Origin of the sequence: Streptomyces lacrimifluminis (genome assembly GCF_014646095.1) — a bacterium.
Lineage (GTDB): Bacteria > Actinomycetota > Actinomycetes > Streptomycetales > Streptomycetaceae > Streptomyces > Streptomyces lacrimifluminis.
Genome location: NZ_BMMU01000111.1, coordinates 1 through 821, shown reverse-complemented (window position 1 = coordinate 821; position 821 = coordinate 1). Strand labels below are relative to the sequence as shown.

Genomic DNA, 821 nt, shown 5'->3' with positions numbered 1-821 from the left:
GTCGTCGACTACTTCGGCGACTACCAAAGCGGCGGCGACGAATGCCACATGGCATTCCACTTCCCCGTCATGCCCCGCATCTTCATGGCCGTCCGCCGCGAATCCCGCTACCCCGTCTCCGAAATCCTCGCCAAAACCCCCGCCATCCCCTCCCACTGCCAGTGGGGCATCTTCCTCCGCAACCACGACGAACTCACCCTCGAAATGGTCACCGACGAGGAACGCGACTACATGTGGGCCGAATACGCCAAAGACCCCCGCATGCGCGCCAACATCGGCATCCGCCGCCGCCTCGCCCCCCTCCTCGACAACGACCGCAACCAGATCGAACTCTTCACCGCACTCCTGCTGTCCCTGCCCGGCAGCCCGATCCTCTACTACGGCGACGAGATCGGCATGGGCGACAACATCTGGCTCGGCGACCGCGACGCCGTCCGCACCCCCATGCAGTGGACCCCCGACCGCAACGCCGGCTTCTCCTCCTGCGACCCCGGCCGCCTCGTCCTGCCCACGATCATGGACCCCGTCTACGGCTACCAGGTCACCAACGTCGAAGCCTCCATGTCGTCACCCTCCTCGCTCCTGCACTGGACCCGCCGCATGATCGAGATCCGCAAACAGAACCCCGCCTTCGGCCTCGGCTCCTACACCGAACTCCCCTCCTCCAACCCCGCCGTCATCGCCTTCCTGCGGGAACACAAGGACGACCTCGTCCTGTGCGTCCACAACTTCTCCCGCTTCGCCCAGCCCACCGAACTCGACCTACGGGCGTTCACCGACGCACACCCCGTCGAACTCATCGGCGGAGTCCGCTTCCCCGC

Annotated in this window: 1 protein-coding gene; it reads left to right on the top strand. The window is 65.9% G+C overall.

The features are described 5' to 3' along the window. Positions 1–821, top strand: an 821-nt coding sequence (locus IEY89_RS40150) for an alpha-amylase family glycosyl hydrolase (RefSeq protein ID WP_189152456.1), incomplete at both ends; no start/stop codon positions are given.